The sequence below is a fragment of the uncultured Alsobacter sp. genome, assembly GCF_945952055.1.
GTDB lineage: Bacteria > Pseudomonadota > Alphaproteobacteria > Rhizobiales > Beijerinckiaceae > Alsobacter.
In genome coordinates, this window is record NZ_CAMFHB010000006.1 from 167,808 (window position 1) to 193,922 (window position 26,115).

At 70.0% G+C, this 26,115-nt stretch carries 25 protein-coding genes; 14 read left to right on the forward strand and 11 right to left on the reverse strand.

Annotation, left to right across the window (positions count from 1 at the left end):
• Positions 1 to 14 precede the first annotated feature (14 nt).
• Complete coding sequence (locus Q0Q47_RS06960; RefSeq protein WP_293856441.1) at positions 15 to 1,100, reverse strand: efflux RND transporter periplasmic adaptor subunit; 1,086 nt, start codon at positions 1,098 to 1,100, stop codon at positions 15 to 17.
• Positions 1,101 to 1,383: 283 nt separating this feature from the next.
• On the opposite strand from Q0Q47_RS06960, the gene Q0Q47_RS06965 reads away from it, so the two are divergent.
• The 4 genes from Q0Q47_RS06965 (at position 1,384) to Q0Q47_RS06980 (ending at position 3,614) form a co-directional block, all read left to right on the forward strand.
• Positions 1,384 to 2,487, forward strand: a complete 1,104-nt coding sequence (locus Q0Q47_RS06965) for a YihY/virulence factor BrkB family protein (RefSeq protein WP_293856444.1) — start codon at positions 1,384 to 1,386, stop codon at positions 2,485 to 2,487.
• A gap of 109 nt (positions 2,488 to 2,596) precedes the next feature.
• On the forward strand, positions 2,597 to 2,770 hold the full coding sequence (locus tag Q0Q47_RS06970) for a DUF1328 domain-containing protein (protein WP_293856447.1): 174 nt from the start codon (positions 2,597 to 2,599) through the stop codon (positions 2,768 to 2,770).
• Between the two features lie 190 nt (positions 2,771 to 2,960).
• On the forward strand, positions 2,961 to 3,164 hold the full coding sequence (locus Q0Q47_RS06975; protein WP_293856450.1) for a hypothetical protein: 204 nt from the start codon (positions 2,961 to 2,963) through the stop codon (positions 3,162 to 3,164).
• Between the two features lie 15 nt (positions 3,165 to 3,179).
• A complete protein-coding gene (locus tag Q0Q47_RS06980) occupies positions 3,180 to 3,614 on the forward strand; it encodes a hypothetical protein (protein ID WP_293856453.1) in 435 nt (144 codons plus the stop codon).
• A gap of 3 nt (positions 3,615 to 3,617) precedes the next feature.
• On the opposite strand, the gene pcaD is transcribed toward Q0Q47_RS06980, so the two are convergent.
• The 3 genes from pcaD to pcaF all read right to left on the reverse strand — a co-directional run bounded on the left by pcaD (position 3,618) and on the right by pcaF (position 7,477).
• Positions 3,618 to 4,817: a 3-oxoadipate enol-lactonase gene (gene pcaD / locus Q0Q47_RS06985; RefSeq protein ID WP_293856456.1), complete on the reverse strand. Its 1,200-nt coding sequence runs from the start codon at positions 4,815 to 4,817 to the stop codon at positions 3,618 to 3,620.
• Between the two features lie 13 nt (positions 4,818 to 4,830).
• Complete coding sequence (locus Q0Q47_RS06990) at positions 4,831 to 6,204, reverse strand: adenylosuccinate lyase family protein (protein WP_293856460.1); 1,374 nt, start codon at positions 6,202 to 6,204, stop codon at positions 4,831 to 4,833.
• 64 nt (positions 6,205 to 6,268) lie between these two features.
• Complete coding sequence (pcaF, locus tag Q0Q47_RS06995) at positions 6,269 to 7,477, reverse strand: 3-oxoadipyl-CoA thiolase (protein WP_293856463.1); 1,209 nt, start codon at positions 7,475 to 7,477, stop codon at positions 6,269 to 6,271.
• Between the two features lie 148 nt (positions 7,478 to 7,625).
• Here pcaF and Q0Q47_RS07000 point away from each other — a divergent pair, with 148 nt between their 5' ends.
• Together Q0Q47_RS07000 and Q0Q47_RS07005 are read left to right on the forward strand one after the other, a co-directional pair.
• Positions 7,626 to 7,871, forward strand: a complete 246-nt coding sequence (locus Q0Q47_RS07000) for a type II toxin-antitoxin system Phd/YefM family antitoxin (RefSeq protein ID WP_293856466.1) — start codon at positions 7,626 to 7,628, stop codon at positions 7,869 to 7,871.
• Positions 7,868 to 8,278, forward strand: coding sequence for a type II toxin-antitoxin system VapC family toxin (locus Q0Q47_RS07005; protein ID WP_293856468.1), 411 nt, complete (start codon positions 7,868 to 7,870; stop codon positions 8,276 to 8,278). Before Q0Q47_RS07000 ends, Q0Q47_RS07005 begins: the two co-directional genes overlap by 4 nt.
• A 5-nt stretch (positions 8,279 to 8,283) precedes the next feature.
• Here Q0Q47_RS07005 and Q0Q47_RS07010 read toward each other — a convergent pair whose 3' ends face one another.
• Positions 8,284 to 9,279 carry an SIS domain-containing protein gene (locus tag Q0Q47_RS07010; RefSeq protein ID WP_293856471.1) on the reverse strand — a complete coding sequence of 332 codons (996 nt, stop codon included), beginning with the start codon at positions 9,277 to 9,279 and terminating at the stop codon, positions 8,284 to 8,286.
• A 165-nt stretch (positions 9,280 to 9,444) separates the two neighbouring features.
• On the opposite strand from Q0Q47_RS07010, the gene Q0Q47_RS07015 reads away from it, so the two are divergent.
• Complete coding sequence (locus Q0Q47_RS07015) at positions 9,445 to 10,959, forward strand: outer membrane beta-barrel protein (protein ID WP_293856474.1); 1,515 nt, start codon at positions 9,445 to 9,447, stop codon at positions 10,957 to 10,959.
• A gap of 379 nt (positions 10,960 to 11,338) precedes the next feature.
• On the opposite strand, the gene Q0Q47_RS07020 is transcribed toward Q0Q47_RS07015, so the two are convergent.
• Genes Q0Q47_RS07020 through Q0Q47_RS07035 form a run of 4 tightly spaced genes read right to left on the reverse strand, consistent with a single transcriptional unit; the run spans position 11,339 to position 15,854 of the window.
• Complete coding sequence (locus Q0Q47_RS07020; RefSeq protein ID WP_293856477.1) at positions 11,339 to 12,205, reverse strand: DUF296 domain-containing protein; 867 nt, start codon at positions 12,203 to 12,205, stop codon at positions 11,339 to 11,341.
• Entirely contained in the window at positions 12,202 to 13,827 is a 1,626-nt protein-coding gene (locus tag Q0Q47_RS07025) for an acyl-CoA synthetase (RefSeq protein WP_293856480.1), read from the reverse strand. The genes Q0Q47_RS07020 and Q0Q47_RS07025 overlap by 4 nt, the downstream gene beginning before the upstream one ends.
• Positions 13,824 to 14,990: an acetyl-CoA acetyltransferase gene (locus Q0Q47_RS07030; RefSeq protein WP_293856483.1), complete on the reverse strand. Its 1,167-nt coding sequence runs from the start codon at positions 14,988 to 14,990 to the stop codon at positions 13,824 to 13,826. The genes Q0Q47_RS07025 and Q0Q47_RS07030 overlap by 4 nt, the downstream gene beginning before the upstream one ends.
• Before the next feature lie 3 nt (positions 14,991 to 14,993).
• Positions 14,994 to 15,854, reverse strand: a complete 861-nt coding sequence (locus Q0Q47_RS07035) for an IclR family transcriptional regulator (RefSeq protein ID WP_293856486.1) — start codon at positions 15,852 to 15,854, stop codon at positions 14,994 to 14,996.
• Positions 15,855 to 15,992: 138 nt separating this feature from the next.
• Here Q0Q47_RS07035 and Q0Q47_RS07040 point away from each other — a divergent pair, with 138 nt between their 5' ends.
• The 6 genes from Q0Q47_RS07040 to Q0Q47_RS07065 all read left to right on the forward strand — a co-directional run bounded on the left by Q0Q47_RS07040 (position 15,993) and on the right by Q0Q47_RS07065 (position 21,341).
• Positions 15,993 to 17,006 carry a TRAP transporter substrate-binding protein gene (locus Q0Q47_RS07040; RefSeq protein ID WP_293856489.1) on the forward strand — a complete coding sequence of 338 codons (1,014 nt, stop codon included), beginning with the start codon at positions 15,993 to 15,995 and terminating at the stop codon, positions 17,004 to 17,006.
• A 7-nt stretch (positions 17,007 to 17,013) separates the two neighbouring features.
• Positions 17,014 to 18,879, forward strand: a complete 1,866-nt coding sequence (locus tag Q0Q47_RS07045) for a TRAP transporter large permease subunit (protein ID WP_293856492.1) — start codon at positions 17,014 to 17,016, stop codon at positions 18,877 to 18,879.
• A gap of 79 nt (positions 18,880 to 18,958) precedes the next feature.
• A complete protein-coding gene (locus tag Q0Q47_RS07050; protein WP_293856495.1) occupies positions 18,959 to 19,762 on the forward strand; it encodes an SDR family NAD(P)-dependent oxidoreductase in 804 nt (267 codons plus the stop codon).
• 244 nt (positions 19,763 to 20,006) lie between these two features.
• Entirely contained in the window at positions 20,007 to 20,597 is a 591-nt protein-coding gene (locus Q0Q47_RS07055) for a permease (protein ID WP_293856498.1), read from the forward strand.
• Positions 20,594 to 21,085, forward strand: a complete 492-nt coding sequence (locus Q0Q47_RS07060) for a hypothetical protein (protein ID WP_293856501.1) — start codon at positions 20,594 to 20,596, stop codon at positions 21,083 to 21,085. Before Q0Q47_RS07055 ends, Q0Q47_RS07060 begins: the two co-directional genes overlap by 4 nt.
• A 4-nt stretch (positions 21,086 to 21,089) precedes the next feature.
• A complete protein-coding gene (locus Q0Q47_RS07065; RefSeq protein ID WP_293856504.1) occupies positions 21,090 to 21,341 on the forward strand; it encodes a hypothetical protein in 252 nt (83 codons plus the stop codon).
• 20 nt (positions 21,342 to 21,361) lie between these two features.
• On the opposite strand, the gene Q0Q47_RS07070 is transcribed toward Q0Q47_RS07065, so the two are convergent.
• Together Q0Q47_RS07070 and Q0Q47_RS07075 are read right to left on the reverse strand one after the other, a co-directional pair.
• The gene (locus tag Q0Q47_RS07070; protein ID WP_293856507.1) at positions 21,362 to 22,342 is read right to left on the reverse strand and encodes a hypothetical protein; all 981 of its coding nucleotides are present in this window, start codon (positions 22,340 to 22,342) and stop codon (positions 21,362 to 21,364) included.
• Positions 22,343 to 22,415: 73 nt separating this feature from the next.
• A complete protein-coding gene (locus Q0Q47_RS07075; RefSeq protein ID WP_293856510.1) occupies positions 22,416 to 23,597 on the reverse strand; it encodes a pyridoxal phosphate-dependent aminotransferase in 1,182 nt (393 codons plus the stop codon).
• Positions 23,598 to 23,814: 217 nt separating this feature from the next.
• Between Q0Q47_RS07075 and Q0Q47_RS07080 the strand changes: the two genes are divergently transcribed.
• Entirely contained in the window at positions 23,815 to 25,944 is a 2,130-nt protein-coding gene (locus Q0Q47_RS07080) for an IlvD/Edd family dehydratase (protein WP_293856513.1), read from the forward strand.
• Positions 25,945 to 26,115: the final 171 nt, after the last annotated feature.

Below are 26,115 nucleotides of genomic sequence, written 5' to 3' on the forward strand. Positions count from 1 at the left end.
TCACAGCGCTAGCTTCACAGTGCTACTTGGGCCGCCGCGGGAACCGGCTCGACCACCTGGTCTTCCTTCACGAAGTCCTGGCCCTGCACGATGACGCGGGCGCCGTTGGCGATCCCGGAGACCCACAGGTGCTCGGGCTCGTCCTCGACGAGCGTCACCGGCACGAAGGCCACGCGGTTGCCCTCGCCGACGATGCGCACGCCGAGCCGGCCCTCGGAGGAGAAGGTGAGGGCGGACCGCGCCATGCGGATGGCCGGCACGGCGGCGAGCTTCAGCCCGACCTCGCAGGTGATGCCATCAGGAATGCGCCCGTCGGCGTTGGGGATCTCGACCTCGACCCGGTAGGTGCGGGTCTGGGGGCTGGCGCGGCTTGAGACGAAGCGCACCGATCCCTCGACCGAGGTGCCGGTGGCCAGGCGCACGGTGGCGCCCTCGCCGACGTGCACCCCGCCGATGCGCCGTTCCGAGAGCTCGACGACGGCCAGCATCGGATCGAGCGCGATCACCTCCGCGACGCTGGCGCCGGGCTGCAGAGCCTGGCCGATCTCGGCCGGCAGCTCGTTGACGATGCCGGCGATGGGCGCGGTGACGAGGCCGCGGTTGCGCTCGGCCTCGGCCTGGGCGAGCGCCGCCTCGGCGGCCTTCAGGTCGGCTTCGAGCTGCACGAGGTTGAGCTTGGGCAGGTTGCCGGCGTCGATGAGCCGGCGACGGGCCTCGGTTTCCTTCTGGCGCTGGTCGAGACGGGCGCGGGCCTGCTCGACCTGCGCCTCGCGCGCCTCGTCGGACAGGACGGCGATGACGTCGCCCTCCTTCACGGCGGCGCCGCGGCGCACGCGGATCTCGCGAACGATGCCGTTGGCGCGCGCGGTCGCCATGGTGCGGTGGTCGGCTTCCGTGCGCCCGGAAATGGTCAGGCGCCGCGCGCGGTCCTCGACGCGGGCCTCGACGACCGAGACGCGGAACGGCTTGGGGGCCGCAGCCTGCGACTGCGCCGTCTGCGGCTTCTCGCGCTCCGTCTTGCCGATGCCGTAATAGCCGGAGGCGATCCAGCCGGCGGCACCCAGCACGAGGACGACCGCAATCACGCGACTCCAGGTCATGACGGCAACCCGCACCCTTTTCGTGCCGGCGGGCCGCAAGGCCGACGCCGAGGCACCGCCGGGCGATCCGGCCGGCGCCGGAGCCCCTGCCCGTCAGGGCGCGGGGCGGCAGACGGCACAGTCCATACGCCCGCGCGGGCCTCCGCGGCAAGCTGGGACGGTGCCTTATGGCGGTCCCGCCGGCTGATATGGACGGTCCGCGCGCGTCTCGGGCCGGCCGCGCCGGAACCGCTGGTGTGACGCGGCGTTTGTCGCAACCTGCAGCACCCGGGCCCTCGCCGCCATGCCGTCACACCGCTCCTTCCGTCCCGCTCGTCCGGAGCCACGGCGCTCCCTTCTCGGCAACCTCGTCCTCGGGCTCGGCGCCGGCCTCGTGGCCTGGCGTGGCGAGCACCGCCGCGCCGCTGGCCCGGCCCAAGCCGACGGCACGTCCGTCGCCCCGGACGGCCGCGGCCGCACAGCCGCCCGCCCCGGACAGATCCCCGCACGCGGATGGCAGGACATCCTGTGGCGCACCTGGGAGGAGATGCAGGAGGACCGGCTCGTCTCCGTCGCGGCCGGCGTCACCTTCTATCTGCTGCTGGCGCTCGTCCCGGGCATCGCGGCGCTGGTCTCGATCTATGGCCTCTTCGCCGATCCGGCGACCATCCGGGATCACCTGAACTCCCTGGCCGGTGTCCTGCCGGGCGGCGCCGTCGACGTGGTCGGCGAGCAGATCGGCCGGATCGCGGGCCAGGGCCGGGGCACCCTGGGCACGGCCTTCGTGACCAGCCTGCTGATCTCGCTGTGGAGTGCCAATGCCGGGACGAAGGCCCTCTTCGACGCGCTGAACGTGGCCTATGACGAGACCGAGAAGCGCAGCTTCCTGCGCCTGACGCTCGTGTCGCTGGGCTGCACGCTCGCGGCGGTCGCCTTCCTCATCGTCGCGCTGGCGGGCGTGGTCGTCGTGCCCCTCGTGCTGGACGCCGTCGGCCTCGGCACCGTCGCCGAAGCGATCATCCGCGTGGCGCGCTGGCCGCTCCTGCTGGTCATCGTCGCTGTCGCTCTCGCCGCTCTCTACCGCTACGGCCCCAGCCGCGACGAGCCGCGCTGGCGCTGGGTCAGCGTCGGCAGCGCCTTCGCCGCCCTGGGGTGGCTCGTGGCCTCGCTTCTGTTCAGCTGGTACGCGGCGAATTTCGGCAGCTACAACCAGACCTATGGGTCGCTCGGGGCCGTCGTCGGCTTCATGACCTGGATGTGGATCTCCTGCATCGTCGTCCTGCTCGGCGCAGAGCTCAACGCGGAGACCGAGCACCAGACGGAGCGCGACACCACCGACGGACCGGCCAAGCCCCTGGGCGCCCGCGGTGCGCGGATGGCCGATACGGTCGGCAAGCCGGCGAGTTGACATATGCAGGGAACCAGAGGCCTCGCCAGAGGTTGTCTGCGGGACTGACGCCTTTCACATCATCATCGGGAAAAACGCCGGACCCGCTTGATCCGGCGAGGGATACGCCATGCTCAGATGGGCCCTGATTTTCTTCGTCATCTCGCTGGTCGCGGGGTTCTTCGGGTTCTCGGGCGTCTCGGCGGCGTCGGGGCGGATTGCGAAGATCCTGTTCGTGCTCGCGCTCGTCGTCTTCCTTGTCTTCCTGGTGCTCGGCCTCATCGCCGGCGAGGCGCTGTTCTAGGCGGCGCCGGAGCCGGACGGGGCGCGGTGGAACCGTGCCCCGGCCAGACGAGTTGACCTTACACATCCACAATCATCGCGAATGGAGGACCGGCCATGGGTCTGGGACGATCTGCTTTGCTTTGGCTTCTCGGTGTTCCGATCCCGATCATCCTCCTCTTGTGGTTCATCCGCTGATGGAGACCCATACCGTGTTGACAAGTCACAAGTTCAAGGTCGGCCAGGCCGTCCGCATCATGGTCTCGACGGACATGCGGCTGCAGCTGAAGCGGGAACGCTTCACGGTCATCCGCCTGTTGCCGGAGACGCCCGAGGGCCAGCCCGAGTACCGCATCAAGAGCGAGCAGGAGGCCTTCGAGCGCCTGGTCGCCGAGCGCGAAATCGCGGCCTGCTAACGACAGGAGACCGACATGGCTCAACTTGCAGCCGCCAGCGATCCGTTCCTGACGGAAGCTGGACGCCAGGGCCGGGGCGATGCCCAGGCCGGCGCCGATGCGCGTGACTGGAAGGCGGTGGCCGAGAGCATCGCCATGCAGGAAGGTCCCGTGCCGGACGGCCGGGAGAAAGCACTCTACGAGGAGTACAAGCGGCAGTTCGACAAGGTGGCCAAGCGCGAGTCGCTGGTGGATGCCGGTTCGGAAATGTCGTTTCCGGCGAGCGACCCTCCCTCCTACATGGCCGGGGCGACCGTGGTCGGCGCACCTCCTCCCGGCGACGAGACCCGCGAGAAGGCGACGACCAAAGTGTCCGACCCCGACGAGGTCAAGCCGAGCAAGTCGGACGTCACCAACCCACCTCCCGGCAAGAAGGCCGAAGAGGCCGCCAGGGGCGGCAAGGGGCGGTGAGCCTCAGTCCCTGGGCTGGGCAGGCGCCACGGCGTCGAGCTCCGAGCCCAGGACGTCCCTCGCCCAGCGGAACGCCGCGTTCGTGGCCGGGACTCCGGCATAGATCGCGGCGTGCAGCAGCAGCGAGCGCAGCTCCTCGAGGCTGACACCGTTCTTAAGCGCCGGGCGGACGTGGAGCTTGAACTCCTCCTCCCGGTGCAGCGCGATCATCATGGCGAGCGTCACCATCGAGCGTGTCTTCCACGGGATGGTGGGGTCGCCCCAGATCTCGCCCCACGCACCGCGCGTGATGAAGTCCTGCCACGGCATCGCGAAAGGCCCGGCGTTCTGCAGCGACCGCTGGACGTGCTCCACCCCGAGCACCGCCTTCCGATTGGACAGGCCGGCCTGAAAGGCGTCGCGGGCGGCATCCGTCGGGGCATGCACGGCGAGGAATGCGGCCAGGAGCCCGTTCACCTCGTCCGGCTTCTCCACATTCAGGATATGGGCCGAACCCGGCACCACCTCGCAACCGGCGCCGGGGATGGCGCGGGCGAGGTCGCCGCACATGGCCGGCGTGGTCACCGGATCGTCGGCACCAGCGACGACGAGCGTCCGCACGGCGATGTCGCCGAGCCGCGGCCGCAGGTCCATCCCCGCGATCGCCAGGCAGCAGGCTGCGTAGCCCTCCGGATCCACCGCCAGGAATCGCCCGCGCAGGTGGGCCAGCGCGGCGGGATCGGTCTGCGCCATCGCAGGGGTGAACCAGCGGGCGAGCACGGCATCGACGATGGCGCCCATCCCCTTCTCCCGCACCGTCGCGGCGCGGGTCTCCCAGTTCTCGCGGGGCGGCAGGTAGGGCGCCGTGGCCATCAGCACCAGGCTCGCCACGCGCTCGGGATGATGGATCGCGAGCGCCTGTGCCGTCATGCCGCCGAGCGACAGGCCGACGACATGGGCGCGGTCGATGCCCAGGTGACCGAGCAGCGCGGCGGCGTCGAGGGCGAGCCGCTCGATGGTGAGGTCGCCGCTGCCCGTGGTGGAGCGGCCATGGCCGCGCGTGTCGTAGCGGATCACGCGGTAGCGACCGGCGAGCGCGCGGGCCTGCCGGTCCCACATCTCCAGCGTCGTTCCCAGCGAGTTCGAGAACAGGACGGCGGGCCCGCCGGCCGGGCCCGTCACGTCGTAGAAGATCTCGGCCCCGTCGATCGCGATCAGCGGCATGGTTGCGCTCCGGTCAGGTGGTCTGGAGAAGGCGCGTCGCGACGCGGGCGGCTGCCTCGCGGACGGGGTCGATCCACTGCGAGGCGGCCGCCACGGCAGGTGACAGGTCGAAGGCGGCGGCGAGGGCCGCGCGGTCGATGCCCGCGGGCAGGTCGGGCCTGTCCGCGAGGACGTCGAGAAGATGCCGGCCGGAGCTGCGGACCTCGCCGGCTGCCTCCTCGACGAGGGCATGGGCGGCGCCGCGTCCGGCGGACCTGGCCATGACGGCCGCCGCGGCATCGGCGAAGAGCAGGCCGCGCGTGATGTCGAGGTTCGCCCGCATCCGCGCCGTGTCGACTTCCAGCCCCTCGGCCAGGCGGCGAGCCTCCGCCAGCGCGCCGGCGGCGAGCCCGAACAGGGTGGGCAGAGCATGCCATTCCGCGTGCCAGGCCCCGGCCGGGCGCTCGTGGCAGGCGACCATGGAGGCGATCATCGTGGATGCCAGCGGGGCGGAGGCTTCCGCCGCCGACAGGATCACCGTCGCCGAGACGGGATTGCGCTTGTGCGGCATGGCGGAGGATCCGCCACGGCCGGGCACGTAGGGCTCCGCCACCTCGCCGACCTCGGTCGAGGCGAGGTTGGCCACGTCGGTGGCCATCTTGCCCAGGGCGCCGCACAGCATCGCGAGCCAGGATCCCGCTTCGGCCATGGCGGCGCGGCGCGCGTGCCACGCGATGGGCGGAGCCGCGAGGCCGAGCTCCCTGGCGAAGGCCTCGACGACGGCCGGCCCCTTGTCGCGCAGCCCCGCCAGCGTGCCGACCGGCCCGGCGAGCGAGGCGGTGAGGACGCGGGTTTCGATCTCGGGCAGGCGGTCGAGAACGTCGGCGATGCCGGCGAGCCAGACGGCCGCCTTGTACCCGAAGGTCAGCGGCGCCCCGTGCTGCCCATAGGTGCGTCCGGCGCAGGGCGCGTCGCTATGCCTGTCGGCAAGGGCCGACAGTCCGGACAGGACCGCGGCCCCGTCCGTGCGCAGCAGCGAGAACGCGTCGCGCATCTGCAGGACGAGGCCGGTGTCGGCGATGTCCTGGGTCGTCGCGCCCTTGTGGAACGACGCTTCGAGATCCTTCGGCAGGCGGGCCTGGACCGCCTTCACGAACGGGATGACGGGGACGCCCGCGAGGCCGGTGCCCTTGCCGAGCGCAACGAGGTCGAGCGAAGCGGGATCGATAGCCTCGATGGCCGGCGCGAGGCCCGCGGGTGCGAGTCCGAGGCCGGCCTCCGCCCGGGCCAGAGCCGCCTCGGTGCGGAGCATGGCGGCGAGCCGCGCCGCCTCCGAAAAGACCGCCCGCATCGCGGCGGTCGTCGTGAGCGGCGCGAGGATGTCGCTGTCGAGCGGCGAGAAGGCCATCGCGATGCTCCGGTCGAGGGCGGGCAAGAGTGGCCCGCCGCCGCAGGGTGGGCAAGCCCGTGGGTCAGACGCGCTCGATGGCCAGCGAGACGCCCTGGCCGACGCCGACGCAGAGGGTCGCGAGGCCCAGCTTGCCGCCGCTGGCCTGGAGCTGGCGCGCCAGCGTGAGCACCAGGCGGGCGCCGGACATGCCGAGCGGGTGGCCGAGCGCGATGGCGCCGCCATTGGGGTTCACGTGCTCGCCGTCGTCCGGCAGGCCGAGGCCGCGCAGCACCGCGAGGCCCTGGCTGGCGAAGGCCTCGTTCAGCTCGATCGCGTCGAAATCCGACGCCTTGATGCCGAGGCGGGCGCAGAGCTTCTGGGTCGCGGGCACCGGGCCGATGCCCATGATGCGCGGCGCGACGCCGGCGGTGCCCATGCCGAGCACACGCGCCACCGGGGTCAGGCCGTGGCGCGCCACGGCGTCGGCCGACGCCAGGATGAGGGCGACGGCGCCGTCGTTCACGCCGGAGGCGTTGCCGGCCGTCACGGTGCCGTCAGGCTTCACGATGGGGCGGAGCTTGGCCAGCATCTCGGGCGTCGTGTCGGCGCGGGGGTGCTCGTCGCGCTCGACCTTGACCGGCCCGGCCTTGCCGCCGGGCACCTCGACCGGAACGATCTCGCCGGCATGGAAGCCCGAGGCCTGGGCCTTGGCGGCCCGCTGCTGGCTGCGCAGGGCGAAGGCGTCCTGGTCGGCGCGGGACACGCCGTAGTCGGCGGCGACGTTCTCGGCCGTCTCCGGCATGCTGTCGACGCCGTAGCGCTCCTTCATCAGCTTGTTGACGAAGCGCCAGCCGATGGTGGTGTCGTGGACCTCGTTGGCTCGTGCGAAGGCTTCCGTCGCCTTGGGCATCACGAAGGGCGCGCGGCTCATGCTCTCGACGCCGCCAGCAATGGCGAAGTCGATGTCGCCGGCGCGGATCGCGCGGGCCGCCGTGCCGACCGCGTCGAGGCCGGAGGCGCACAGCCGGTTCATGGTGGTGCCGGGCACCTCCTGCGGCAGGCCCGCCAGGAGCGCCGCCATGCGCGCCACGTTGCGGTTGTCCTCGCCGGCCTGGTTGGCGCAGCCGTAGATGACCTCGTCGAGCGCGCCCCAGTCGGCCTTCGTCTCGCGCGCCATCAGCGTCTTGATTGGCAGGGCGGCGAGGTCGTCGGTGCGCACTTTGGAGAGCCCGCCCGCATAGCGGCCGATCGGCGTGCGGACACCGCCGCACAGGAACACGTCACGGGTCACGGAAGCTCTCCTCGGTGGTTTGTGCGAATTCCGCACATAATGTTGTTATGCGCACTTCGTAGTCCGCCGGCAACGTGCGGTCAATTCGCTTGAACTGCAAGACCCCCCAATTTGAGCTAGGACAGCTAGCTGCACTTGGAAACTCCAAATGCGTGAGATCGGAGCCTTCGAGGCAAAGAACACTCTCGAATCTCTGCTGGACCTCGTTCAACAGGGCGAGGAGATCGTCATCACCCGCCATGGCAAGCCGGTCGCGCGGTTGGTCAAGGAAGATGCGGAAGGTGACCGTCGCGCAAGGGCGCGCCGAGCTGCCGACGCGATCGTGATCCTCAGCCGGGAGGCGCGGCTGGATGGTTTGCCGCTCAAGTCTCTGATCGAGGATGGCCGCCCTTGACGGTCGTCCTCGACAGTTCCGCGACTTTGGCGTGGTGCTTCGCTGACGAACGGTCTCCCGCGGCGATGGCCGTGCTCGATCTCGTCGTGGATGGCCACGCCTATGTTCCCGCGCCGTGGCGCTACGAATACGCCAACGGCTTGCTCGTTGCCGAGCGGCGAGGGCGCCTGCGGACCCAGACGAGGTTGGCGCTTCTGAACGAATTCGGCGGGCTGGACATCCGGAAAGACGCACCGCCCCGTGCCGGTCATTGGGCAACCCTGTCCGAACTCGCGAGCCAGCACGGCCTCACGATCTACGACGCGTCCTATCTGGAACTTGCGATGCGGCGCGTCCTGCCATTGGCGACGTTCGACGGCGCTTTGGCGCGCGCTGCGCGATCTTCGGGACTACGCGTGCACGGCTAGCGCGCTTACGCCGCCCCGGTGCGAAGCAGATCCATGATGTGCACCAGGCCGACGGCGCGGCCGTTTTCGGCCACGACGAGCGCGGTGATCTTGCGGGTCTCGATGATCTTCAGCGCCTCGGCCAGCAGCGTGTCGGGCGGCACCGTGCGCGGGTTGCGGGTCATCACCGCCTCGACCGCGAGCGAAGGCAGCGTCGGACTCATGTGACGGCGCAGGTCGCCGTCGGTGATGATGCCCTCGATGGTCAGGTCGTCGCGGGTCACCAGCACGCAACCGAAGCCCTTGTCGGTCATGATGCGGATGGCATCGGGCATCGGGGTGCCGGCCGGGACGAGGGGCAGCTTGTCGCCGCCGTGCATGATGCTGCGCACCTGCTTCAGCAGGGACCCGAGCTTTCCGCCGGGGTGGAAGACGTGGAAGTCCTTGGGACCGAAGCCGCGGGCCTCGAGCAGGGCCACGGACAGCGCGTCGCCGATGGCGAGCTGCATCGTCGTCGAGGTGGTCGGGGCGAGGCCGTTTGGGCAGGCCTCGGCGGTCCGCGGCAGCGTGAGGCAGACGTCCGCCTGCCGGCCGAGCGAGCTGCCCGGGTTCGAGGTGACGGCGACGAGCTTCACCGCGAAGCGGCGGGCATAGGTGATGATGTCGGAGAGCTCGGCCGTCTCTCCCGACCAGGACAGGGCGAGGATCACGTCGTCGGTCTGGATCATGCCGAGGTCGCCGTGGCTCGCCTCGCCGGGATGGACGAAGTGGGCGGGCGTGCCGGTCGAGGCCATGGTCGCCGCGATCTTGCGGCCGACATGGCCTGACTTGCCCATGCCGGTGACGATCACGCGCCCCGTCGCGGCGCCCATGATGCGCACGGCCTCGGAGAAGGGCGCGCCCAGCCCGTCCGACAGGGCAGCAGAGAGGGCGGCGAGGCCATCGGCCTCGGTCTTCACGGTGCGCAGCGCCGAGGCAATGGCGGGATCGACGGGGGCGGGGACGGGAGCTGTGTTGGCCATGGCGGCGGCATACTCCATTTGCGCGCGCAGCGAAATGCAGGAGCGTCCCGGACCCTTCGGCTTGAACGCCTGCCGGTTACCGACCCTTAACCATAACCGTTTTAGTTGCGTTAACGGGTCCGGCTTCGCGCCGGTGGCCCGGTGTGCCCGTTGCAGGGATGGAATGTGACCGCCGACCGGCGCTTCTTCTTGGCCAGGACGGCCGGCCTTCGGGCCGGACTTGCGGTGGCCTGCTGCGTCCTGGCCCTCGCCTGCGCCGCGCCGGCGCGCGCGCAGGAGCAGACGAGCCTGATCCGGCCGTCGCTCGAGCCCTCGCCCGCTCCCGTGGCCAAGCCCGCCTTCCGCGGAACCTACAAGCGCGTCGGCAAGCCGGTGCGTTCCGGCAAGAGCACCGTGCAGAAGCCTGCCCGCGGCGTCGCCGCCGTGCGGCTTCCCGGCGATGCGCCGCTGGCTCCGCCCGTGGGCACGGCACCACCGGCGGCAAAGCCGGCGCCGGCACTGCCGGAGGTCACGGCGACGGTGCGTCGCAAGCCCGTTCGGGAGATCGATCCCTTCGCGCCGACCGGCGTGCAGGTGGGCGCCTTCGTGCTGAAGCCCTCGCTCGATTCCTCGGCGGGCTATACGACCAATCCCGACCAGATCGCCGGGACCCGCAAGGGATCGTGGACGGTGCGGGAGGAGGGGGCCGTGCAGGTGGACAGCACCTGGTCGCGCCATGCCTTCTCGGCCAACCTGAGGGGTGGCTATTCCGACTTCCTGGATGCCCCGGGTGCGAGCCGGCCCGATGCCGAGGGGCTCGCGCGGCTGCGGCTCGACGTGTCGCGCGACACCGTCGTCGACCTCACCACCAACGGGCGCCTGTCGACCCAGCAGGCCGGCATCGAACAGCCTATCGTCGGCAGCAAGCGGGCGCTGATCCTCGACTACGGTGCCGCCGCCGGGGTCACGGAGACGTTCGGCCGCCTCTCCTTCGGGCTGAAGGGCGGCATCGCCCGCACGGAATATGGCAGCCTTGCGCTCGCCGGCGGCACCTCGCTCGACCAGTCCGACCGCAACGTCACGGCCTTCGAGGGACGGCTGCGCGTGGGATACGCCCTGAGCCCGGCCATCCAGCCCTTCGCCGAGACGACGCTCGACCACCGGGTGCGCGACACGGCGCTCGACAGCGCCGGCTTCCGCCGCAACTCCGTCGGCACGGCGGTGCGCACCGGCGCCGTGCTCGCCTTCTCGGAACTCCTCACGGGCGAGATCTCCGCGGGCTACGGCTGGCGCAACTACGACGATCCTCGCCTGGCCACCGTCGGCGCCGCCCTGCTCGACGCCTCGCTCATCTGGTCGCCGACGGCGCTCACCACCGTGACGCTGCGGGCGGGCAGCGAGATCGCGGAGACGTCGCTGACCACCTCGGCCGGCGCGGTGGTGCACAAGGCGGGGTTCGAGGTGGCGCATGCGCTGCGCCGCAACCTCACGATCACCGGCGCCATCGAGGCCTCCCGCACCGACTACCAGGGAGCCGCGGTGACGGAAGACCGGCTCGCCGCCGCCCTCAAGCTCGACTGGAAACTGAACCGCACCGTCGTCGTGCGCGCCAGCGCCGCGCACGAGCGGCTGCAGAGCAGCATCCCGGGCAACGACTACACGGCCAACGTGTATCTGCTGGGGTTGCGCCTGCAGCGGTGAGGCTGGGCGCGACGCTCCTTCTCGGCCCCACCAACCTTCTCATCCTGAAAGCTTGTGTATCAATCTCGCGGGTCGACCCGCCGCTTAGCTTTCGCGTTCACAACACCCTTTCAGCCGTCCTGCCCGGGCTTGGCCCGGGCATCCACGACTTTGCCGGGGCCATCCCGAAGTCGTGGATGGCCGGGCCAGGCCCGGCCAGGACGCGGAGAGGGAGGTGCAAGCCGGACTGAGACAAGGATTCACAAGCTCTGAGCAGCCGCCAAAGGCGGCGTGTCGAAGGACGCACAATGCTCGCGGCGGCGCCAATCTGCGTCCTTCGACACGGCCGCTCCGCGGCCTGCTCAGGATGAGGAGATTGTTGCATGCCGTGGACGCTGCGTTACCCCTCGACGGCCAGCACCAGCTCGAAGGTCATGAGCACGGGGTTGTCGCCGCGCACCAGCGTGCCCGACGCCATCACGCCCTTGTAGTCGATCAGGCCCGCCGGCAGCGTCGCCACGTGCCCGTCCGGACCGGCCTCGACCGTGGCCCCGTCGAGATAGACCTCGGTCGCGAAGTTCTCCACCACGGTGCCGTCGGCCAGCCGCGCCCCGATGGTGCTTCCCACGCCGCCGTGAATGCGGGCGCGGCGGATGCCACGCTGCGCGCAGAAATGCTCGAGCGCGCCGGCGAAGTCCTGGTTGGGGCGAAGCCGCAGGGCGAAGGCCGTCTGCGGCGCGTCGACGTCGCGCCGCGCGTCCGGCACCGGGCCGAAGAGCTTGAAGTTCGTCTCGGGGTCGGGATTGGCCTCGAAGATGCCGCCGTCGAACCCGTAGGCGGGCACGATCGCCTCGGCGGCCACGACGGTCGCGTCCGGCAGGATGTGGCCGCCGCTGCGCTTGCCGTCCGCCTCCCGCCAGAGCGCATGGCAATGGAAGAAGGGATTGCCGTCGCGCCGGCCGAAGGTCATGGCGCCCGCATCGAGCACCGTGGTCCCGGCGGGGGCGAACGTGTCGCTGTAGAAGGCCGCGTTCTCCCCGGTCTTGGACAAGGCCGGCATCACGTAGGCGAAGGGCTCCAGCCGCACGCCGCCCATGGCGACGGTGCCGCCCGCGAAACCCTCGGCCGCAAACCCCCGGCGCACCGCCTCGACCAGGGGCACCCCGGCCTCGAGCCTCATCGTGAACGCGCGTCCGCGGCCCGGCACGACCACGATGCGCTCGGCGGCCGCGGGACCCGGCTGCTGGATGGAGGAGGGCCGGGTCACGCCGGCTTTCCCGGGTCGAGGAGGCCGCGGGCTTCCAGTTCGTCGCGGACCATGCGCTTGGGTACCTTGCCGTAGCCGGACTTCGGCAGCGCGTCCCAGAAGTGGAAGCGCTTGGGAAGCTTGTAGCGGGACACCTTCGGCATGAGGAACGCCATCAGCTCCTCCTCGGTCGGCGCCGTGCCTTCGCGGGCCACGCAAACCGCCACGCCGACCTCGCCCCAGAGCGGATCGGGAACGCCGAGCACCGCCACCTCCGCGATGGCGGGATGGGTGAGGATCTTCTCCTCGATCTCGCGCGGGTAGATGTTGGAGCCGCCGGAGATGAACATGTCGGAGGCCCGGCCGGTGATGTAGACGAAGCCCTGCTCGTCCATGTGGCCGAGATCGCCCGTGCGGAACCAGCCGTTGCGGAAGGCCTTCGCATTGGCCTCCGGGTTGTCGTAGTAGCCGGCGAAGACGGCCGGCCCGATGACGCAGATTTCGCCGGTCTGGAAGGGCGCGAGCTCGCGGCCCTCGTCGTCCTGGATCTGCACCTGCATGCCGGTGCGCTCGAAGCCGCAGGTGCCGATGCGGGCGTGCGGTCCGTCCTCCGGATCGTGCAGGGCCGGGGGCAGCACCGTGATGTTGCCGGTGACCTCGCCGAGCCCGAAATACTGGACGATGACGGGGCCGAGCACCGCCAGGGCCCGCTTCTGGTCCTCGCGGTACATCGGCGCGCCGGCGTAGATCACGGAGCGCAGCGAGGAATGGTCGTGGCGCGTGGCGGCCGGGTGCTCCACCAGCATCTTCAGGATGGTCGGCACCGTGAACATGTTAGTCACGCGGTGCGCGGCGATGAGCCGATAGGCCTCCTCGATGTCGAAGCGCTCGGTCGGCATCAGGATCGTCGGCGCGCCGCGCTGAACGATGTTGAGCTGGTGCACGCCGGCCCCGTGGCTGAGCGGCGCGACCACCAGCGACGCGTCCGCCTCGGTGGCGCCGGGCACGAGGTCGCACAGGTGATTGGTGATGACGAAGGCCATCTGGCCATGGGTCAGCACGGCCGCCTTGGAGCGTCCCGTCGTGCCGGAGGTGAAGAAGAACCAGCACGGGTCGTCGTAGTCGACGGCGGTGTCGGCAAAGTCCGCGCCGGCGTTTTCGGCGAGCACGTCCGCGACCCGGCGGGTGCCGAAGTCGCCCTCGTCGCCGAAGCGCCAGGTGAAGGCCACGTCCGGCGCCTTCTCCGCGATGATGGCGGCGTGCGCCGGGAAGCTGCCGTGGCACAGGAAGGCCTTCGCCCCGGACGAGGTCGCGAGGTAGACGATCTCCTCCGGCAGCAGGCGGAAGTTCGTCGGCACGTAGACGGCGCCGAGCCGGAACGCCGCGAACATCGCCCAGAACATCTCCTCGCAGTTCTTGGAATGCACGAGGATGCGGTCGCCCTTGCCGACGCCCTCCTTGGCGAGAGCGGCGGAAAGCGCGCTGACCGCGTCGTCGATCTCGCGCCAGGTCCAGCTGCGCTCGCCCCAGATGAAGCCCGGCTTGTCGGGAAAGCGCCGGCGGTTGCGCGTCAGCATGTAGGCGAGGTTGGAGACGCGCCGCGTCATCGGCGTCACGCCTCCCGTCGGGTGGGCCGTGCTCACTTGCGGCGCTCCAGGATCGACACGTAGTTGGCGACGGCGGCGCCGCCCATGTTGAAGACGCCCGCGAGCGAGGCGCCGGGAAGCTGCATGTCGCCCGCCTCGCCCATCAGCTGCATGGCGGCCATCACGTGCTGCGAGACGCCCGTGGCGCCGATGGGGTGGCCGCGCGACTTGAGGCCGCCCGAGAGGTTCACCGGCAGGCGCCCGCCGCGCTTCGACTGGCCCTCGCGGGCGACGATCCAGCCCTCGCCGGGCTTGGCCAGGCCCATGGCCTCGTACTCGATCATCTCGGCCACGGTGAAGCAGTCGTGCGTCTCGACGAGGTCGAGGTCGTCGATGGCGATGCCGGCTTCTGCCTTGGCCTTGTCCCAGGCCATGCGGGCGCCCTCGAAGGCGATGGGGTCGCGCCGCGACAGCGGCAGGAAGTCGTTGACGTGCCGGCGGGCGCGGAAGGCGATGGCGCGTTCCAGCGCCGCCGCGGTCTCCTCGTCGGCGACGACCAGCGCCGCGGCGCCGTCCGACACGAGGGAACAGTCCGTGCGGCGCAGGGGTCCTGCGACCAGCGGGTTCTTCTCCGACACCGTGTTGCAGAAGGCGACGCCGAAGTCCTTGCGCATGTGGGCGAAGGAATTGGCGAGGCCGTGCTCGTGGTTCTTGGCGGCGATCATGGCGAGCTCTTCCGAGCGGTCGCCGTGGCGCTGGAAATAGTTCTGGGCAATGCGGCCGAAGATGCCGGCAAAGCCCGCGTCGCTGCCTTCCTCCTTGCGGTAGCAGGCGGTGAGCAGGATGTCACCGACCTCCGGCGTCGGGGTGGCGGTCATCTTCTCCGCGCCGACCACGAGGGCGATGCGGGCGCGGCCGCTTTCAACCGCATCGAGGGCCGAATGCAGGGCCGCCGAGCCGGTGGCGCAGGCGTTCTCGAGGTGGGTGGCCGGGGTGTGGGCGAGCTCGGGCACCGAGAGCGCGACGAGCGAGGCCTCGAAGCCCTGGCGCTGGAAGCCGTTGTTGTAGACGCCGACCGTCACGGCATCGACGTCGGCCGGGGCGACGCCGGCGTGGTCCAGCGCGCTGCGGGCGACGCGGCCGATGAGGGTCTCGACGTCCGGATCCTCGAGCTTGCCGAAGGGGGAGTGGGCCCAGCCCACGATGGCGGCGCGCGGCATGGTTCAGGTCCTTTCGAGAACGCGGCTTTGCGATGGAGATGCGGAGTGGGCCGGCCGGAGCCGGGGACCGGCGAGGACCGCCTCGAGACGGGCGACCTCCTCGGCGAGCCAGGTGGCGAGCTGGGGCTCGCGATCGGGCTGCATGCGGATTTCGACGGCGGCGATGGAAAGGCAGAACACGGCCTGCCCCGTGGCATCGCGCACCGCCATGCCCATGCCCCACGATCCCTGGAACAGGACGCCGCGGTTGAGCGAGTAGCCCCTGCGACGGGTCTCTGCGACGAGCTCGCGCAGCAGCGCGGGCGAGAGCGTCGGATAGCGCTGCTCCATGAGGACGCGGTTGACGTCGAGGGCCTTCTCGACCTCGGCGTCCGAGAGCGCCGCGAGCAGGGCCAGCGGACCGGCGCCGGCGCCCAGCGCATGGCGGTCGCCGGCCGCCAGCACGTGCGATCGCAGCGGAAAGTCGCCGTCCTCCCGGATGAGGCATTCGACCGTGTAGCCGCGCCGGACCTGCAGGAAGGCTGCGTCACCCGTGAGCCGTGCCAGGCGGATGACGGCCTCGTGCGCCAGGGGATCGCCGGCGTGGCGGGTGGCCGCCGCGACGCCCAGCGCGTGCGCCTCCGCGCCGAGGAAATAGCGGCGCGAGACGGGATCCTGCTCGGCCAGCCCGGCATCGATGAGCGCCAGCAGGATGCGCCGGCAGGTGGGTTTCATCAGGCCGGAGGACGAGACGAGATCCGTCAGCGTGGTGCCGGTGGCCGCCTGCGCGGCGATGAGACGAAGCAAGCCCGCGGCCCGGCCGATGGCCTGGGCCCCGCTCGTGCGTTCCTCACCTGAAGCGGGCTGGCCGCCGCTCTCCACCATGTGGACCTTCTAGCCGGGATTTGTCGTTGACAGGTCCACGAAACCCCGCCATGCGTCAATAACAAAATCCAGCGTGGGAATTATTGGTCCGCATGGTGGACCTCTAGGAACCGCGCGCCGGCCTCGGAGGAAACCGACATGACCAAGCTCACCCGCCGTTCGTTCGCGCTCGGCGCCACCGCCGCTGGCGTCTCCACCTTCTGGATCAGCAAGGCCCGCGCGGCCGAGTTCACCTACAAGTTCGCCAACAACCTCGCGCTGACCCACCCGCTGAACAAGCGGGCGCAGGAAGCCGCCGACAAGATCAAGGCGGAGACCAACGGCCGCTTCGAGCTGCAGATCTTCCCCTCGAGCCAGCTCGGCTCGGACACCGACACGCTCGGCCAGATCCGCAACGGCGCCGTGGACTTCTTCACGCTGTCGGGCCTCATCCTGTCGACGCTCGTCCCGGCCGCGGCCATCAACGGCGTCGGCTTCGCCTTCGACAGCTACGACACCGTCTGGAAGGCGATGGACGGCAAGCTCGGCCAATACGTCAAGGCCGAGATCGCCAAGACCCGGCAGATCCTCGCCCTCGACACCATCTGGGACAACGGCTTCCGCCAGACGACGACCAGCACGAAGCCGATCGTGACCCCCGCCGACTTCGAGGGCATGAAGCTGCGCGTGCCGCCGGCTCCGCTCTGGACGTCGATGTTCAAGGCCTTCGGCTCGGCGCCGACGACCATCAACTTCAACGAGACCTATTCGGCGCTGCAGTCGAAGATCGTCGACGGGCAGGAGAACCCGCTCGCCATCATCGAGACGGCGAAGCTGTACGAGGTCCAGCAGTTCTGCTCGACCACGAACCACATGTGGGACGGCTTCTGGTTCCTGGCCAACCGCCGCAACTGGGAGGCGCTGCCGGAGGACATCCGCGCGATCGTCGCCAAGAACATCAACGCGGCGGGCCTCGCGGAGCGGGCCGACGTGGCGTCCCTCACGACGGGCCTGCGCGACGCGCTGTCCGCGAAGGGCATGAAGTTCAACGACGTCAACGCCACGCTCTTCCGCGACAAGCTGCGCGCCGCCGGCTTCTATGCCGAGTGGAAGGGCAAGTTCGGCGACGAGGCGTGGTCGACCCTCGAGGCCTCCGTCGGCAAGCTGAGCTGATACGGCCATGGAGGTCGCGACCGGAGCCCAGCCCGCAGCCCCCGCGGGCCCTGCCTGGCTCGACGCCGTCGACCGCGGCGTCGGCCGGCTCGTCGAGGTGGTCGCGGCCCTCCTGGTCGCGGCCGAGGTCGTGATCCTCTTCGCGGGCGTGGTCTCGCGCTACGCCCTGCACCGTCCGCTCACCTGGTCGGACGAACTCGCCTCCACGCTGTTCCTGTGGCTCGCGATGCTGGGGTCCGTCATCGCCGTCCGCCAGAACGCGCACATGCGCATGACGGCGCTGGTCAGCAAGCTGCCGGGCCGGTGGCGCGACCTGGCGGAAGCCGTCGCGCTGGCGGCGGCTCTCGCCTTCTGCGCGCTCATCCTCCACCACGCCGTCGAGTGGGCCTACGAGGAGAGCTTCATCACGACGCCGGCGCTCGAGATCGCGGGTGCCTGGCGCGGCGCGGCGTTCCCGGTCGGCATCGGTCTGATGACGTTCTTCGGCCTCCTGCGGCTGGCGACGCGCACCGGTCTCGCCCAGGCCGCGGGCGCGGTGCTGCTCGTCGCCGCGATCGTCGGGGCGTTCTGGTTCGTCGGGCCGATCTTCAAGACCCTCGGCAACCTGAACCTCGTCATCTTCTTCGTGATCGCGGTGATGGTCGGCGTCTTCGCGGGCGTCCCGATCGGCTTTGCCTTCGCGCTCTCCACTTTCGGCTATCTCGCGCTCACGACGCGCGTCCCCATCATGGTCATGGTGGGGCGCATGGACGAGGGCATGAGCCATCTCATCCTGCTGGCCGTCCCGCTCTTCGTCTTCCTCGGCCTGCTGATCGAGATGACCGGAATGGCCCGCGCCATGGTGCAGTTCCTGGCGAGCCTGCTCGGACACGTGCGCGGCGGGCTCTCCTACGTGCTCATCGGCGCCATGTACCTCGTCTCCGGGATCTCCGGCGCGAAGGCCGCCGACATGGCGGCGGTCGCCCCGGCGCTGTTCCCGGAGATGAAGGCGCGCGGCGCCAAGCCGGGCGACCTCGTCGCGCTGCTCGCGGCGACCGGCGCCCAGACCGAGACGATCCCGCCCTCGATCGTGCTCATCACCATCGGCTCGGTGACGGGCGTGTCCATCGCGGCGCTGTTCACCGGTGGACTGCTGCCGGGCCTCGTCCTCGCCGCGGGCCTCTGCGTCGTCGTGGCGCGGCGCTACCGCAACGACGACCTCTCGCACGTGCAGAAGGCGACCGGCGCTCACATCCTGCGCACGCTCGTCATCGCCCTGCCGGCGCTCGCGCTGCCCCTCGTCATCCGCGCCGCCGTGGTCGAAGGCGTCGCCACGGCGACCGAGGTGTCGACGATCGGCATCGTCTATTCGGCGATCGCGGGCCTCCTGATCTACCGCCAGTTCGACTGGAAGCGGCTGATGCCGATGCTGATCGAGACGGCGGCTCTGTCGGGCGCGATCCTGTTCATCATCGGCGCCGCCTCGGCCATGGCCTGGGGTCTCACGCAGTCCGGCTTCTCGCGCACGCTCGCCGCCGCCATGACCACGCTGCCGGGCGGGGCCGTGACCTTCATGATCGTCTCGATCGTCGCCTTCGTGATCCTGGGCAGCGTGCTCGAGGGCATTCCCGCCATCGTGCTGTTCGGGCCGCTGCTCTTCCCGATCGCCAAGGCGGTGGGCATCCACGAGGTGCACTACGCCATGGTGGTGATCCTGGCGATGGGGCTCGGCCTGTTCTCGCCGCCGTTCGGGGTCGGCTATTACGCGGCCTGTGCCATCGGCAAGGTGCATCCGGACGAGGGCATCGGCCCGATCTGGGCCTATATGGGGGCGCTGCTCGCCGGCCTTGCGGTCGTCGCCGCGATCCCGTGGATCTCGACCGGCTTCCTGTGAGCATGCTGCGAAAAGGTGGGTACCGGCTGTTCGCAAACAAGCATGCGATCACGTTGGCTTCCAGCGAAGGACGAACGCAATGACGGGACGCCTGGCCGGCAAGGCCGCCATCGTGTTCGGCGCCGGCTCGTCCGGACCCGGCTGGGGAAACGGCAAGGCCGCTGCGGTCGCCTATGCCCGCGAGGGCGCCGCCGTGACCTGCATCGACGTGGTCGAGGCGGCGGCGCGCGAGACGGCCGACATCATCGCCTCCGAAGGTGGGCGGGCGATCGCCGTGGCGGCCGACGTCACGTCGCTGGCGAGCGTCGAGGAGGCGGTGTCCGCGTCGCTCTCGGCTTTCGGGGCGATCGACATCTTGCACAACAATGTCGGCGTGGTGCACGCGGGTGGTCCGCTCGACCTCGACGAGGAGACCTTCCGACGCGCCCTCGATCTCAATGTCGGCTCCGTCTATCGCACCGCCAAGGCCGTCCTTCCGGCCTTCCTGGAGCGCAAGCGCGGGGCGATCGTCAACATCTCCTCGCTCGCGGCCATCCGCTGGACCGGCTATCCCTACTTCGCCTACTACGCCTCCAAGGCGGCGGTGGTGCAGGCCACCACCGCGCTCGCGCTGCAATATGCGCCGCAGGGCATTCGGGCCAACTGCATCCTGCCGGGCCTCATCGATACCCCGCTCATCTACAAGCAGATCGCCGGCCACTACGCCTCGGCTGACGAGATGGTCGCCGCGCGCAACAAGGCTGTGCCGATGGGCAAGATGGGAAGCGCATGGGATGTCGCGGCCGCGGCCGTGTTCCTTGCCTCCGACGAGGCGGGCTTCATCACCGGCGTCGCGCTGCCGGTGGACGGCGGCCAGAGCTGCGCGACCACGGTGCCGCAGTAGGGCTGACTGCTTTCTGAAACAGCCCTCACGCCCCTCATCCTGAGCCACGGCCCGCAGGGCCGTGAGTCGAAGGACGCACAACCGTGATGCTGAACCGTTCTGCGTCCTTCGACTCGGCCGCCTTGCGGCCGGCTCAGGATGAGGAGATTGGAGGTTCTTGGAACGGTTGATGCACGGGCGCTTGCCTCCGCCTCGGCCTCACCCGCTATGATGCCGCCGTCCTGTCATCCGGATCGCCCGCCGCGTGTCGTCTCCGCCAGCCCAGCCTGACCCGACGAAGAGCCCGCGGCGCAGGTTCGACTGGAGCTTCTACATCGTCATCGCGCTGAGCCTGGGCTCGGCGGCGTGGGTGCTGAGGACAGAAGGCTGGCAGGTGTTCGTGTCGGTGTTCGAGGAGGACGCGATCCTCTTCCTCGAGATCATTCCCAAGGTCGTCGCCGGCACGCTCATCGGGGCGCTCGTGCGGCTGATGGTGCCGCGGGAGGTGATCGTGCGCTGGCTCGGCGCGGGCTCCGGCATCAAGGGGCTGCTGATCGCCAATGTGGCGGGGCTGCTCATCCCGGCCGGTCCCTTCACGGTGTTCCCGCTGTCGGCGGCCTTCCTGGCGGCGGGCGCGGATGCAGGGGCGACGGTCACCTTCATCACGGCCTGGCTGCTGCTCGGGCTCAACCGGGTGATCATCTGGGAACTGCCGTTCTTCGGGCCGAACTTCGTGATCGTGCGCTTCGTCGCCTGCTTCTGGATCCCGGTGGCGATCGGCCTGGCGGCGCGCCGGCTGGAGACGCTGGCCTGGTTCAGGGACGACGGGCAGGGCGGGGAGGGCGCGAAGCCGTGATCATCCTCGCCTTCAGCGCGCTGCTCTACGTGATCGTCGGCATCCTGCTGCTCGCGGCCATGCGGCGTCGCGACGGCACGGCCCGCAATGCCGTGCTGTTCACCGTGAAGGATTTCCTGAACCTGCTGCCGCGGCTCGCGGTCGGGGTGGTCGGCTCCGGCTATCTCGCCCGGGTGCTGCCGCAGGACACGGTGACCGCCCTGCTGGGCCCGGACTCCGGCGTCATGGGCATCGCCATCGCGAGTGTCGCGGGAGCACTGACGCCCGGCGGGCCCGTGGTGGGCTTCGCGCTCGGGTCAGCGGCCCTGAAGGCCGGCGCCGGCCTGCCGCAGATCATGGCTTTCGTGACCGGTTGGTCTCTCTACACGCTCAACCGCATGCTGGTGTGGGAGATCCCCTTCATGCCACTCTGGTTCGTACGACTGCGCATGGTCGTTTCCCTGCCCTTCCCGTTCCTGGCCGCCTGGCTGGCCTCACTGGCGATGTAGAGCGATGGCGATCCACCCCTTCTTCGTCGTCGGCCCGATCGTCGGGCTGTTTGTCTGGTGGCAGGCCAGACGGAAGAAAGCTGCGGGCGAGCGGGCTCCCGGCAACACGTCGGATGCCACCGACAGCGGCGACGGTGGGCTTCTCGGCTGGATCTCGGGCGGCTCGCCCGATTCCGGCAGCGATGGCTCGAGCAGCTCCAGCAGCGACGGCGGCGGGGGTGACGGAGGTGGAGGCGACGGAGGTGGAGGCGACTGAGCCGGCCGCCCCGGCTCGGCTCAGTCCGGCTGGATGTCGTAGATCAGCGTGTCCGGCGCGCTGGTGTTGTGGCGCGAGGTCATGGTGCGGCCCAGCCAGAGTTCGCTCGCCTGCGTGCCGCGGAAATCCATGACGTGGCGCTGCTCCCAGCCCTTCTTCCAGGGCTGGCGGTAGGCCACCACGGCCGAGTCGGCGTTGGCATCGGTCACGAACATCGACCGCAGCGCCGCGAAGGGGCGACCCGAGACGGGCTTCTCGAACATCACCTCGATCTTCGTCGCCTGGTCGGTGACGGATTCGACGCGCACCGTGGTGACGTCGCCCTTGGGGAAGGTCAGCTCGAAGATCTTGGCGCGCGGATCGAACTTGATCGACTTGATGGCCACGAAGGGGCGCTGCTTCTCGTCGACCCGGCCGACCAGGAACGACGTGCCGTAGGCCACCTGCGGCAGGCGCTCGGGCGGCAGCGGGCGTGCTCGCCAATAGCCGTCCATCGGGTAGAGCACGAGATATTCGTAGGGCTCCTTGCCCGGCCGCTTCATGAAGAGCTGGACCAGGTGGATGTTGTGCTCCTCGGCGCCCGTGCCGACGCGCAACGGCACCTCGTCCTTGCGCCAGAACGCCGGGTCGCCGCGATAGCCGACGAGGATCATCGCGTCGTCCTCGAAGAGCACGATGCGGTCGTCCTTGCGCTCGGGGCCCGGCGGCTTGTCCTCGATGGTGCAGTTGGTGAAGTCCGGCGCCGTCGAGTCCACGACGATGCTGCCGATGACGGCCGGGTGCCGCGCCTCGATGCGGAAATGGCGGATCTTCGCGCCGGAGAGCGTCAGGTAGACGTTGTCGTCCTCGGCGCAGAGCGTGGGCACGGTCCGGCTGGTGACCGTCGCCGTGAGCTCCCGGCTCTTCTGCGCCCATGCGGGCGTGGCGGCCAGGGCCACCAGGGCCAGCGCACAGAGACAGGCGCGGCGGAGCGCGCGCACGACAGGGACGGCAGCAGTCATCGTCGCATCTCGTGGCTGGCGGCGGCCCGGACGACCCGCCGCGAGGATCGTGACCGCGCGGGGCCCAACGGCCTCACGCAGGCCGTTCGCTATCGAGGAATTCGCCGATCCGCGCAAGCGCCTTGCGGATGTTCTCGGTGGAGTTCGCGTAGGACAGGCGGATGTAGCCCTCGCCGTACACGCCGAAGTCCGGCCCGCCGATCGTGGCGACGCCGGCCTTCTCGAGCAGGGCCGAGGCCAGGGGCTTGGCCTTCCAGCCGGTCTTCGAGACGTTCGGGAAGGCGTAGAACGCGCCCTTCGGCACGGCGGCCGACACGTTGGGCAGAGCGTTCAGCCCCTCGGTGACCACCCTGCGGCGACGGTCGAACTCGGCCACCATCGCATGCACCGCGTCCTGCGGCCCGGTGAGGGCGGCAAGGCCCGCATACTGGGCGGACGCGTTGACGCACGAATAGGAGTTCACGGCGAGCTTGCGCGCGTTCTCGTAGAGCTTGTCCGGCCATACCGAGAAGCCCATGCGCCAGCCGGTCATGGCGTAGGTCTTGGACCAGCCGTCGAGCAGGATCAGCCGGTCGCGGATCTCGGGGTAGGACATGAGAGACTGGTGGGCGAGGCCGTCATAGGTCATCTGCCCGTAGATCTCGTCCGACATGATCGCCACGTCGGGGAAGCGGGCGAGGCCGGCGACGAGCTTGTCGATCTCGGCCTTCGGCGTCACGCCGCCGGTCGGGTTGGCGGGCGAGTTCAGGATGAGGAGCCGCGTCTGCGGCGTGATCAGCGACAGCGTCTCCTCGGCCGAGAAGGCGAAGCCGTTCTCCTCGCGGATCGGCACGGGGATCGGCCGGGCGCCCGTGTACTCGATCATCGAGCGATAGATCGGGAAGCCGGGGTCCGGGTACATGATGTCGGCGCCGGGCTCCCCGAACATCAGGATCGCCATGTACATGGTGACCTTGCCGCCGGGCACGATGAGCACGCGCTCGGGCGAGACCTCGGCGCCGGTGCGCTTGAGGATGTCGGCCGCCACCGCCTCGCGCAGCGGCAGGATGCCGGTGGCCGGAGTGTAGCCGTGGTGGCCGTCGCGCAGCGCCTGGATGGCGGCCTCGACGATGTGGTCGGGGGTGCGGAAGTCCGGCTGGCCGATGCCCAGGTTGATGATGTCGCGACCCTGGCGCGCCAGGTCCGTCGCGCGCGCCAGCACGGCGAAGGCATTTTCCTCGCCGATGCGTGAAAAGGCGTCGACCGTGTGCAGCATGACCCTGTCCTCCCGCGCCGCATTCCATCCCGTCGGAGCGGCGTTCCCATCCTTCGCCTGTCGTCCGCCGCGCGCCGTAAGTCAAGCGGGCGAACGGCACCTGCGCGCTGAGGGCATGGATCGGGCGTTGATTTCGCAGTGCACTTGAGGCGATGCTGCGCGCCGACTTCAAATCGGTTCGATGCGGAACCGAAACAGGAACTCGGGGGGATACTCGATGGCAAAGTCCAGCAAGAAGGCCGGCGTCAACAAGAAGGCCGCAAAGGCGAAGCCCGGCAAGACCGTCGTGGCCGCCGCGCCCGCGCCGCTCGATCCGGCGACCCGCGTCGCCCAGGCGGCCGAGAAGGCTGGTCGCAAGGCCGCCAAGGCCGTCGCCAAGGCAGTGGCCAAGGCCGATCCCAAGGGCGCCAAGCCCGCCAAGGCTCCTGCCAAGGCCAAGGAGGCTGCCAAGGCCAAGGAACCCGTGAAGGCGAAGGAACCCGCGAAGGCCAAGGGCAAGAAGGCCGCCCCCGCCGTCTCGGTCGCCGCGGCGTCGCATGCCGCTCCGCCCGCCGCCGGGACCGGCAAGCGCCGCCTGCGCTCGCAGCTGTGGTTCGACAACCCGGACAACCCTGGCATGACTGCGCTCTACCTCGAGCGCTACCTGAACTTCGGCCTGACGCGCGAGGAGCTGATGTCGGGCAAGCCGATCATCGGCATCGCCCAGACCGGTTCGGATCTCTCGCCCTGCAACCGCCACCACCTCGAGCTCGCCAAGCGCGTGCGCGAGGGCATCACCGCCATGGGCGGCGTCTGCTTCGAGTTCCCGGTCCACCCGATCCAGGAAACCGGCAAGCGCCCGACGGCCGCGCTCGACCGCAACCTCGCCTATCTGGGCCTCGTCGAGCTGCTCTACGGCTACCCGCTCGACGGCGTGGTGCTGACCACGGGCTGCGACAAGACCACGCCGGCCTGCATCATGGCGGCCGCCACCGTGAACATCCCCGCCATCGTGCTGTCCGGCGGGCCGATGCTGAACGGCTGGTGGAAGGGCGAGCGCTCCGGCTCGGGCACGATCGTGTGGAAGTCGCGCGAGCGCCTCGCCGCCGGTGAGATCAACTACGACGAGTTCATCGACATCGTCGCCTCGTCGGCCCCCTCCGTCGGCCATTGCAACACCATGGGCACGGCCTCGACGATGAACTCGCTCGCCGAGGCGCTGGGCATGTCGCTGCCGGGCTGCGCCGCCATTCCGGCGCCCTATCGTGAGCGCGGCCAAATCGCCTACGAGACCGGCAAGCGGGCCGTCGAGATGGTGTGGGAGGACCTGAAGCCCTCCGACATCCTGACCCGCGAGGCGTTCGAGAACTGCATCCTCGTGAATTCCGCGATCGGCGGTTCCACGAACGCTCCCATCCACGTCAACGCCATCGCGCGGCACATCGGCGTCGACCTCACGGTCGAGGACTGGGAGACGATCGGCCACAAGATCCCGCTGATCGTGAACCTGCAGCCGGCCGGCTACTACCTCGGCGAGGAGTATCACCGGGCGGGCGGCGTGCCGGCCGTGGTCAACGAGCTCATGAAGAAGGGGCTCATCCGCGAGCACGCGCTCACCGTGAACGGCAAGACCATCGGCGAGAACTGCCGCGACACGGTGGTGCAGGATCACGACGTGATCTACCCGATCGACAAGCCGATGCGCGAGGACGCGGGCTTCATCGTGCTGAAGGGCAACCTCTTCGACAACGCGATCATGAAGACGAGCGTGATCTCGGAGGAGTTCCGCAACCGCTACCTGTCGAACCCGAAGGATCCCGAAGCCTTCGAGGGCCGGGCCATCGTGTTCGAGGGGCCGGAGGACTATCACCACCGCATCGACGATCCGGCGCTCAAGATCGACGAGAACTGCATGCTGTTCATCCGCGGCGTGGGGCCCATCGGCTACCCCGGCGCGGCCGAGGTCGTGAACATGCAGCCGCCGGCGGCTCTCCTGAAGCGCGGCATCACCTCGCTGCCCTGCATCGGCGACGGTCGCCAGTCCGGCACGTCGGGATCGCCCTCGATCCTGAACGCCTCGCCCGAGGCGGCGGCGGACGGCGGGCTCGCCATCCTGAAGACCGGCGACAAGGTCCGCATCGACCTGCGCAAGGGCACGGCCGACATGCTGATCAGCAAGGCCGAGATCGCCAAGCGGCGCGCTGCGCTGGCCAAGGCGGGCGGCTTCCCGTACCCGGCCAGCCAGACGCCGTGGCAGGAGATCCAGCGCAGCATGGTCGACCAGCTGGGCTCCGGCATGGTGCTCAAGCCGGCCGTGAAGTACCAGAAGGTCGCCCAGAGCAAGGGCGTGCCGCGCGACAACCACTGAGGATGCCCGGTCCGGAGCGGTGACGCTCCGGACCTGACTGCGTCCTTCGACACGGCCGGTTCGCGGCCTGCTCGGGATGAGGATCGTTGTTGCCGTTCAACATGCCAGAACGGTCCTCATCCTGAGCAGCCGCCGCGGGCGGCGTGTCGAAGGACGCACAATCGTTCCACC

What these genes read in the sequence shown, in the direction of transcription:
- Q0Q47_RS06960 (WP_293856441.1), bottom strand. Translation starts at nt 1,100, where the DNA reads ATGACCTGGAGTCGCGTGATTGCGGTCGTCCTCGTGCTGGGTGCCGCC.
- Q0Q47_RS06965 (WP_293856444.1), top strand. Translation starts at nt 1,384, where the DNA reads ATGCCGTCACACCGCTCCTTCCGTCCCGCTCGTCCGGAGCCACGGCGC.
- Q0Q47_RS06970 (WP_293856447.1), top strand. Translation starts at nt 2,597, where the DNA reads ATGCTCAGATGGGCCCTGATTTTCTTCGTCATCTCGCTGGTCGCGGGG.
- Q0Q47_RS06980 (WP_293856453.1), top strand. Translation starts at nt 3,180, where the DNA reads ATGGCTCAACTTGCAGCCGCCAGCGATCCGTTCCTGACGGAAGCTGGA.
- pcaD (WP_293856456.1), bottom strand. Translation starts at nt 4,817, where the DNA reads ATGCCGCTGATCGCGATCGACGGGGCCGAGATCTTCTACGACGTGACG.
- Q0Q47_RS06990 (WP_293856460.1), bottom strand. Translation starts at nt 6,204, where the DNA reads ATGGCCTTCTCGCCGCTCGACAGCGACATCCTCGCGCCGCTCACGACG.
- Q0Q47_RS07000 (WP_293856466.1), top strand. Translation starts at nt 7,626, where the DNA reads ATGCGTGAGATCGGAGCCTTCGAGGCAAAGAACACTCTCGAATCTCTG.
- Q0Q47_RS07010 (WP_293856471.1), bottom strand. Translation starts at nt 9,279, where the DNA reads ATGGCCAACACAGCTCCCGTCCCCGCCCCCGTCGATCCCGCCATTGCC.
- Q0Q47_RS07030 (WP_293856483.1), bottom strand. Translation starts at nt 14,990, where the DNA reads ATGCCGCGCGCCGCCATCGTGGGCTGGGCCCACTCCCCCTTCGGCAAG.
- Q0Q47_RS07035 (WP_293856486.1), bottom strand. Translation starts at nt 15,854, where the DNA reads ATGGTGGAGAGCGGCGGCCAGCCCGCTTCAGGTGAGGAACGCACGAGC.
- Q0Q47_RS07040 (WP_293856489.1), top strand. Translation starts at nt 15,993, where the DNA reads ATGACCAAGCTCACCCGCCGTTCGTTCGCGCTCGGCGCCACCGCCGCT.
- Q0Q47_RS07045 (WP_293856492.1), top strand. Translation starts at nt 17,014, where the DNA reads ATGGAGGTCGCGACCGGAGCCCAGCCCGCAGCCCCCGCGGGCCCTGCC.
- Q0Q47_RS07050 (WP_293856495.1), top strand. Translation starts at nt 18,959, where the DNA reads ATGACGGGACGCCTGGCCGGCAAGGCCGCCATCGTGTTCGGCGCCGGC.
- Q0Q47_RS07065 (WP_293856504.1), top strand. Translation starts at nt 21,090, where the DNA reads ATGGCGATCCACCCCTTCTTCGTCGTCGGCCCGATCGTCGGGCTGTTT.
- Q0Q47_RS07070 (WP_293856507.1), bottom strand. Translation starts at nt 22,342, where the DNA reads ATGACTGCTGCCGTCCCTGTCGTGCGCGCGCTCCGCCGCGCCTGTCTC.
- Q0Q47_RS07075 (WP_293856510.1), bottom strand. Translation starts at nt 23,597, where the DNA reads ATGCTGCACACGGTCGACGCCTTTTCACGCATCGGCGAGGAAAATGCC.
- Q0Q47_RS07080 (WP_293856513.1), top strand. Translation starts at nt 23,815, where the DNA reads ATGGCAAAGTCCAGCAAGAAGGCCGGCGTCAACAAGAAGGCCGCAAAG.